This is a genomic window from Mesorhizobium sp. M7A.F.Ca.CA.002.05.1.1, assembly GCF_003998335.1.
Taxonomy (GTDB): domain Bacteria; phylum Pseudomonadota; class Alphaproteobacteria; order Rhizobiales; family Rhizobiaceae; genus Mesorhizobium.
The window spans coordinates 1-7,526 of record NZ_RZQI01000228.1 but is presented as its reverse complement, the minus strand read 5'-3'; the positions used below and the strand labels follow the sequence as shown (position 1 = coordinate 7,526).

The following is a 7,526-nucleotide window of genomic DNA, read 5'->3' as shown; positions in this document are numbered from 1 at the left end:
CGCCGGACGAGTGCCGATGGCGGGCGGTCGCGCGCTTCTGGAAGGCGAGGACGTCTCGGGGTTGAGCATTGCCCAGCGCATCTCCAGAGGGCTTGTGCTGGTCCCCGAGGACCGCCAGCGCGACGGGCTGGTGCAAACGATGACCGTCGGCCGCAATCTCTCGCTTGCCAGCATCGAGGCGTTCGCCAAGGGGCTGTTTCTGTCCCGTTCCAGGGAGCGAGAGCTGGTCGAAGACTCGATCCGCAAGGTGACTGTCAAGACCGCAGGTGGCAACGCCATGATCGGATCGCTGTCGGGTGGCAATCAGCAGAAGGTCGTCATCGGCAAGATGCTGACGACCAAGCCCAAGGTCATCCTCCTCGACGAGCCGAGCCGCGGCATCGATGTTGGCGCCAAGGCCGAGGTCTTCCGCTTGTTGAGCGAACGCGCCGCTCAAGGGCTTGCGGTCGTCTTCTCGACCTCTGAGGTCAACGAATGCCTCAGCATTGCCCACCGCATCGTCGTCATGCGGCGTGGCAGGATTTCAGCTGAATTCGGCGCCAACGCCACCAAAGAGCAGATCATGGCCGCCTCCGGCGAAGCCGTGGTCGCCTGATCACCAGAATTTCGGAGCCCAGACCCATGACCGACGTCAGCCAGGCCAGAAAACAGTCCAGTCCAAGCGCGAGCGAAGGCTTCGATCTCGCCAAGTTGCTGCTCGAGGGCCGGGCCTTCTTTGCCCTGATCGTCATCATCGTCGTCTTCTCGATCCTGTCGCCCTACTACCTCTCGGTGGCGAACTTCCTGACCATGGCTTCGCATGTCGCCATCTTCGGAATCCTCGCGATCGGCATGCTGCTCGTCATCCTCAATGGCGGCATCGATCTGTCGGTGGGGTCGACGCTGGGTTTGGCCGGCGTCGTTGCCGGATTCCTGATGCAAGGGGTGACGCTGACCTGGCTGGGCGTCGTTCTCTATCCGCCGGTCTGGGTGGTTGCGGTGCTGGCCTGCATGCTGGGCGCGGTCGTCGGGCTGATCAACGGCGTGCTCATTGCGCGCTTCAAGGTTCCGGCGTTCGTCGCCACGCTCGGCGTCATGTACATGGCGCGCGGCCTGGCGCTGCTGATGACCAGCGGCCTGACCTATAACAATCTCGGCGGCAAGCCGGAGCTCGGAAACACCGGCTTCGATGCGCTTGGCTTCAACCGCTTGTTCGGCGTGCCGACGGGCGTCGTGGTTCTCGTGGTCATCGCGCTGATCGGCAGCATCGTGTTGAACCGCACCGCCTTCGGGCGCTGGCTCTACGCCTCGGGCGGCAACGAGCGCGCGGCCGAACTGTCCGGCGTTCCGGTCAAGACGGTGCAGATTTCGGTCTATGTGCTGTCAGGCATCTGCGCCGCTATTGCCGGCCTGATCCTGTCATCGCAGTTGACGTCGGCGGGACCGACCGCGGGCACCACCTACGAATTGACGGCCATCGCGGCCGTCGTCATCGGCGGCGCGGCACTGACCGGCGGCCGTGGCAACATCCGCGGAACCCTGCTCGGGGCCTTCGTCATCGGCTTCCTGTCCGACGGTCTGGTGATCATCGGCATCTCATCCTACTGGCAGACAGTGTTCACGGGCGCGGTCATCGTGCTCGCCGTGCTCCTCAATGCCGTTCAGTATCGCCGCCGTAGCAAGCTCCCAAGCGCGACAGGTGGCCAACCGACTTCTCAGAAACGGGGGAAGGCCGAACCGGCCAATCCTGCCCAAGGGAAGATTGCCAGGTGAACTGGCAGCAACACCGCGTAATCATTGGAGGAATGTACATGAAAACCATGCTGAAAAGTCTGCTCGCCGCCGCGATGGTCGTCGGGTTCACGGCCGCCGCGTCAGCCGCGGGCCTGATCTCGATCATCGTCAACGATCCGGCCAACCCCTACTGGCTGACTGAGGGCAACGTCGCCAAGGCCGAGGCCGAGAAGCTTGGCTATACAGCCAATGTCGGCGCCCACAAGGGCGATACCAATACCGAAAGCAATTTGATCGACACCGCCATCACCAACAAGTCGGTGGCGATCATCCTCGATCCGGCCAACGCTGACGGCTCTGTCGGTGCGGTGAAGAAGGCGATTGCAGCCAACATCCCGGTGTTCCTCGTCAATGCCGAGATCAATCAGGAAGGCCTCGCCAAGGGTCAGCTCGTTTCCAACAACGCGCAAGGCGCTGCTCTCGGTGCCCAGCAGTGGGTGCAGGCCGTCGGCGAAAAGGGCAAATATGTCGAACTGCTCGGCGCCCCGTCTGACAACAACGCCGCTACGCGCTCGAACGGTTACGCGACTGTGCTGAGCCAGTACCCGGATCTCGAAAAGGCTGCTTCGCAGGTCGCCAACTGGGATCGTACCCAGGGCCACGACAAGATGCAGAGCATGCTGCAGGCCAATCCCGACATCATCGCCGTGATCAGCGGCAATGACGAGATGGCGCTTGGCGCGGTTGCGGCGCTGAAGGAAGCCGGCAAGCTCGCCGGCATCAAGGTCGGCGGCTTCGACGGCTCCCCGGATGCGGTTGCGGCGATCAAGTCCGGCGAACTGCAGTACACCGTGCTTCAGCCGGTCGCCATCTTCTCGGCCAAGGCCGTGCAGCAGGCGGACTCGTTCATCAAGACAGGTGCCACCGGTGCGGCGACCGAGAAGCAGCTGTTCGATTGCCTTCTCATCACCAAGGACAATGTCGACAAGTACACCGCACCCTTCGTGCTGTCTGAGTAATACCTGTACAGGGGGTGTCCTTGCGGACACTCCCTGCCTCTTCTACGAAATGACTGCCCTCGTGAACCGCCTTCGCAACCAACCGGAATTTGCGGCATGAAAGACCTGCTGATCGGCATCGACGCGGGAACGTCGGTGATCAAATCGATCGCTTTCGACCTGTCCGGGCGGCAGCTCGCCATGACGTCGGTGCCCAACAGCTTCGTCACGCTGGAAGGCGGCGGCGCCGAGCAGGACCTCGACCAGACCTGGCGCGACATGGCGCGGACCGTTCGCGATCTCGCGGCCAAGGTTCCCGACCTCGCGCAACGAACCGCAGCGGTGGCCATCACCGGGCAGGGCGACGGAACCTGGCTGATCGATGGCGAGGGCTTGCCTGTCTCGCGCGCCTGGCTGTGGCTCGATGCCCGCGCTGGACATTTGGTGGACGAGATGCGCGCCGATCCCCGGGATCGCAGGCGGTTCGAGTTGACCGGCACGGGTCTCAATTCCTGCCAGCAAGGCGCCCAGCTTGCCTTCATGAAAAAAAACTATTCCGACATGCTGGAGCGGGCGGCGACCGCCCTGCATTGCAAGGATTGGCTCTACTTCAAGATGACAGGCGAACGCGCCACGGATCCCTCCGAGGGAACCTTCACCTTCGGCGATTTTCGGTCGCGCAGCTATTCCGACGAAGCCCTCGACATCCTGGATCTGACGACGCATCGCCGCCTGTTGCCTCCCATGCTCGAAGGCACCACCGACCATCATCCGCTGTCGCGGTCGGCGGCGGCAGAGACCGGCCTGCTCGAAGGCACGCCGGTGGTGCTGGGTTACGTCGATATGGTCATGACGGCGCTCGGAGCCGGCCTCTATGATCCCTCGGGCAATGTCGGCTGCACGGTCATCGGCTCGACCGGCATACACACACGCTTTGCCGCCACTCCCGACGATGTCGTGCTGAACGACGATGGCTCCGGCTACACGATCGCCATGCCTATTCCAGGCGCCTTTGCCCAATTGCAGTCCAACATGGCGGCGACGCTCAACATAGATTGGGTGCTTGGCCTAGCGCGCGACGTGCTCGCCACGGCTGGCGGCAAGCCTTCTCATGACGAGTTGCTGAAGGCCCTCGACGCTTGGGTGGAAGCATCGGAGCCTGGTTCGCTGATCTACCAGCCTTATATATCGCTGGCCGGTGAAAGAGGACCGTTCGTCGATCCTGACGCACGCGCGGGATTCATCGGCCTTTCGGTCAAGCATGGCTTTGGCGATCTGGCGCGCGGCGTCCTCGAGGGACTGGCCTTCGCCGCACGCGATTGCTACCAGGCGATGGGCGCCGTGCCGGGCGAAATCCGCCTGTCGGGCGGCGCCGCGCGCAGCCCGTCCCTACGCCGCATCATCGCAGCGGCGACAAGGGCACAGGTGCGCACCAGCAGTCGCCAGGAAGCCGGCGCGGCAGGCGCCGCGATGATGGCCGCGGTCGGCCTCGGCGTCTATGGCTCGATGGAAGACTGCGCCGCCGAATGGGTGACGCCGCTTCTCGGCGACTGCGATGCCTATGACGAGGCGCTTTCGCAAACCTACGATGCCCTCTTCCCTTCCTTCGTTGCAGCGCGTCAGGCGCTTCGGCCGGTGTGGAAGGGCATGGCGCACCGCACAGGAGCAGGATCTTGAGCAATACAACAGATGTCGTCGATCTCTTCGTGATCGGCGGCGGCGTCAATGGAGCCGGCATAGCGCGTGATGCGGCAGGTCGCGGGCTGTCCGTCATCCTGTGCGAAAAGGACGATCTCGCGCAAGGCACGAGCTCGCGCTCCGGCAAGCTGGTGCATGGCGGCCTGCGCTACCTCGAATATTATGAATTCCGGCTGGTTCGCGAAGCACTGATCGAACGCGAGGTGCTGCTCGAGGCGGCGCCGCACATCATCTGGCCGATGCGCTTCGTTCTTCCGCACAGCCCGCAAGACAGGCCGGCATGGCTGGTCCGGCTCGGGCTGTTTCTCTACGACCACCTTGGCGGCCGTAAACGCCTGCCGGGGACAAGAACACTGAACCTCAAGACTGCGCCGGAAGGTGCGCCAATCAAGGACGAGTTCAAGCGCGGTTTCGAATATTCCGACTGCTGGGTCGACGATGCGCGCCTGGTGCTGCTCAACGCTCTGGATGCCCGGCAGCGCGGTGCCAGAGTGCTCACGCGCACCGCCTGTGTCGCGGCCCGTCGCGAAAACGGACTGTGGTCGATCGACATGCAGGATGGTCGCACGGGTTCGGTGACGAAGGTCCGGGCGCGGGCGCTGGTCAACGCGGCAGGCCCCTGGGTCAACGACATTGTCAGCCGCGTCGCCGGCCAGAATTCCACCCGCAATGTTCGTCTGGTGAAGGGCAGCCATATCGTCGTGCCCAAATTCTGGGAGGGGCGGCAAGCCTATCTCATTCAGAACAACGACAAGCGGGTGATCTTCGTCAATCCGTATGAGAACGATCTGGCGCTGATTGGCACCACCGACATTCCCTACGAAGGCAGGCCCGAGGAAGTGGTCGCCGAGGCCAGCGAAGTCGACTATCTGATCAAGGTGGTCAATCGCTATTTCAAGCGGCAGCTGACGCCACAGGACGTGGTCTACAGTTTCTCGGGCGTGCGTCCGCTCTATGACGACAATGCCGACAATCCAAGCGCGGTGACGCGCGACTATATTTTCGAACTCGACGCCTCCAACGGCAACGCGCCGCTGCTTTCGGTATTCGGCGGCAAGATCACCACCTTCCGCAAGCTGTCGGAACACGCGCTGGAAAAGATCCAGCCGTTTTTTCCGATGATGAAGAAAGCCTGGACGGCCAAAATTCCCTTGCCGGGAGGCGACCTGCCCAATGCGGACTTCGAGCAGTTCCTGAGCGATCTGCATTCCGAGTTTTCATGGCTCAGCCCGTCGCTGGTGAAGCATTACGCGCGAAGCTATGGCACCCGCGCCAGGCAATTGCTCGCTGGCGCACAGCGCGAAGCCGATCTCGGCCGCCGCTTCGGTCCCGATCTATATGAACGGGAGGCAAGGTTCCTGGCCGAGACCGAATGGGCCGGCACATCAGCCGATATACTGGAACGCCGCACCAAACATGGCCTGCATATCGATGCGGCCGAACGGAAAGCATTCGAAGACTGGTTCGATAACATCATGGCGACGGCGGACTGATGGCCTTCACGCTTTCCCTCAACACCAATCCGCTGGTCAATCGTTTCGCCGATCCAGACGATCTGATCGATGCGATCGCCTATGGCATCGGCATCCGCGACGTGCAGCTGACGCATGAATTCGTCAATCCGGGCTGGCCGGCGGCGACGATTGCCAAATTCCTGCGCCGGTTCAACAGCGCCTTGGCGCGGACCGGTGTCAAGATCACCTCCGGCATGACGGGGCCTTATGGCCGGCTCAACCATTTCGGCCACCCGGATGCGGATGTGCGGCGCTATTATGTCGACTGGTTCAAGACCTTCGCCGATATTTCCGCGGAACTCGGTGCGTCGGGCATGGGCACGCAGTTCGCCATCTTCACCCACAAGGACTTTGACCATCCGCAACGGCGGGCAGCGCTTCTCGATATCGCCCTCGAGTGCTGGCGCGAGGTGGCCGAACACGCCAAGGCGGCGGGTCTGACATACCTGTTCTGGGAGCCGATGTCGGTCGGCCGCGAGTTCGGCCACACGATCGAAAGCTGCGCCACGCTGCAAGGCGCCATCGATGCGGCGAAGCTGCCCATACCGATGAAGATGATGGTGGATATCGACCATGGCGACGTGACCTCGGCCGATCCTGCCGATACCGATCCCTATGCTTGGGCGAAAGCGTTTCCATTGCAATCGCCGATCATCCACATCAAGCAGTCTTCCATGAACAAGGGCGGGCACTGGCCGTTCACGGCCGCCTACAACAAGGACGGCCGCATAGTGCCGCAGAAGCTGCTGGACGCGGTTCGGCAGGGCGGTGGAACCGACAATGAAATTTGCCTTGAACTTTCCTTCAGGGAGAGGGAACCAGTCGACCATCAGGTTATCGAGATGATCCGCGAGTCGGTGGATTTCTGGGCCCCTCATATCGACAGCGGTCGCGACAGTCTCAAGCCCCGGACCTGAGCGAATACGTCGCCCGAAAGCCGGCTTCGGCCGCAAAAGTATCGAAGGAGAAGAAGAATGGCCCCATATTGGGTCGGCACGAGCTGGAAGATGAACAAGACGCTGTCGGAGGCGTTGCAGTTCGCCGATGCGCTGGCGGCCTTTGTGCCCGATTTCGATCTGGCAATACAGCCCTTCGTCATTCCGCCGTTCACCGCAGCGCGCCAGGTCAAGGCCGCGCTGGCCAACACCCGCGTCAAGATCGGTGCCCAGAACATGCATTGGGCCGATGCTGGCGCCTGGACGGGGGAGATCTCGCCGGTGATGTTGAAAGATTGCGGGCTGGATGTGATCGAACTCGGCCATAGCGAGCGCCGCGAGCATTTCGGCGAGGCCGATGCGACTGTGGGACTAAAAACGGCGGCCGCTGTCAGGCACGGTTTCGTGCCGCTGATCTGCGTCGGCGAGACGCTGGCTGAGCGTGAATCAGGCCGCGCCGAGGCGGTGCTGACGGCACAGGTTCTCGGCGCGCTGCAAGAGCTGAGCGGCGATCAACTGAAGGCGGAAATCCTCTTTGCCTACGAGCCCGTCTGGGCAATCGGCGAGAAGGGCATTCCCGCAAGCGCCGACTATGCCGACAGGCAGCAACAGCTGATCAAGAAGGTTGCCGCCGACCGGCTGCCGATTGCTCCACCTGTGCTTTATGG

7 protein-coding genes are annotated in these 7,526 nt (G+C 62.6%); all 7 read left to right on the top strand.

Features of this window, described 5'->3' with window-relative positions:
• Window positions 1-595: ATP-binding cassette domain-containing protein (locus tag EN939_RS13965; protein ID WP_164750986.1), on the top strand; the 595-nt coding region annotated here is incomplete at its 5' end.
• 26 nt (window positions 596-621) lie between these two features.
• On the top strand, window positions 622-1,752 hold the full coding sequence (locus tag EN939_RS13960; protein ID WP_127268473.1) for an ABC transporter permease: 1,131 nt from the start codon (window positions 622-624) through the stop codon (window positions 1,750-1,752).
• A gap of 38 nt (window positions 1,753-1,790) precedes the next feature.
• Window positions 1,791-2,732, top strand: coding sequence for a D-ribose ABC transporter substrate-binding protein (locus tag EN939_RS13955; protein WP_013533072.1), 942 nt, complete (start codon window positions 1,791-1,793; stop codon window positions 2,730-2,732).
• A gap of 96 nt (window positions 2,733-2,828) precedes the next feature.
• Window positions 2,829-4,388 carry an FGGY-family carbohydrate kinase gene (locus tag EN939_RS13950; RefSeq protein WP_127268472.1) on the top strand — a complete coding sequence of 520 codons (1,560 nt, stop codon included), beginning with the start codon at window positions 2,829-2,831 and terminating at the stop codon, window positions 4,386-4,388.
• Window positions 4,385-5,902, top strand: a complete 1,518-nt coding sequence (locus EN939_RS13945; RefSeq protein ID WP_127268471.1) for a glycerol-3-phosphate dehydrogenase — start codon at window positions 4,385-4,387, stop codon at window positions 5,900-5,902. The genes EN939_RS13950 and EN939_RS13945 overlap by 4 nt, the downstream gene beginning before the upstream one ends.
• A complete protein-coding gene (locus tag EN939_RS13940; protein WP_127268470.1) occupies window positions 5,902-6,840 on the top strand; it encodes a sugar phosphate isomerase/epimerase family protein in 939 nt (312 codons plus the stop codon). The genes EN939_RS13945 and EN939_RS13940 overlap by 1 nt, the downstream gene beginning before the upstream one ends.
• Window positions 6,841-6,897: 57 nt before the next feature.
• Window positions 6,898-7,526: triose-phosphate isomerase (locus tag EN939_RS13935; protein ID WP_127268469.1), on the top strand; the 629-nt coding region annotated here is incomplete at its 3' end.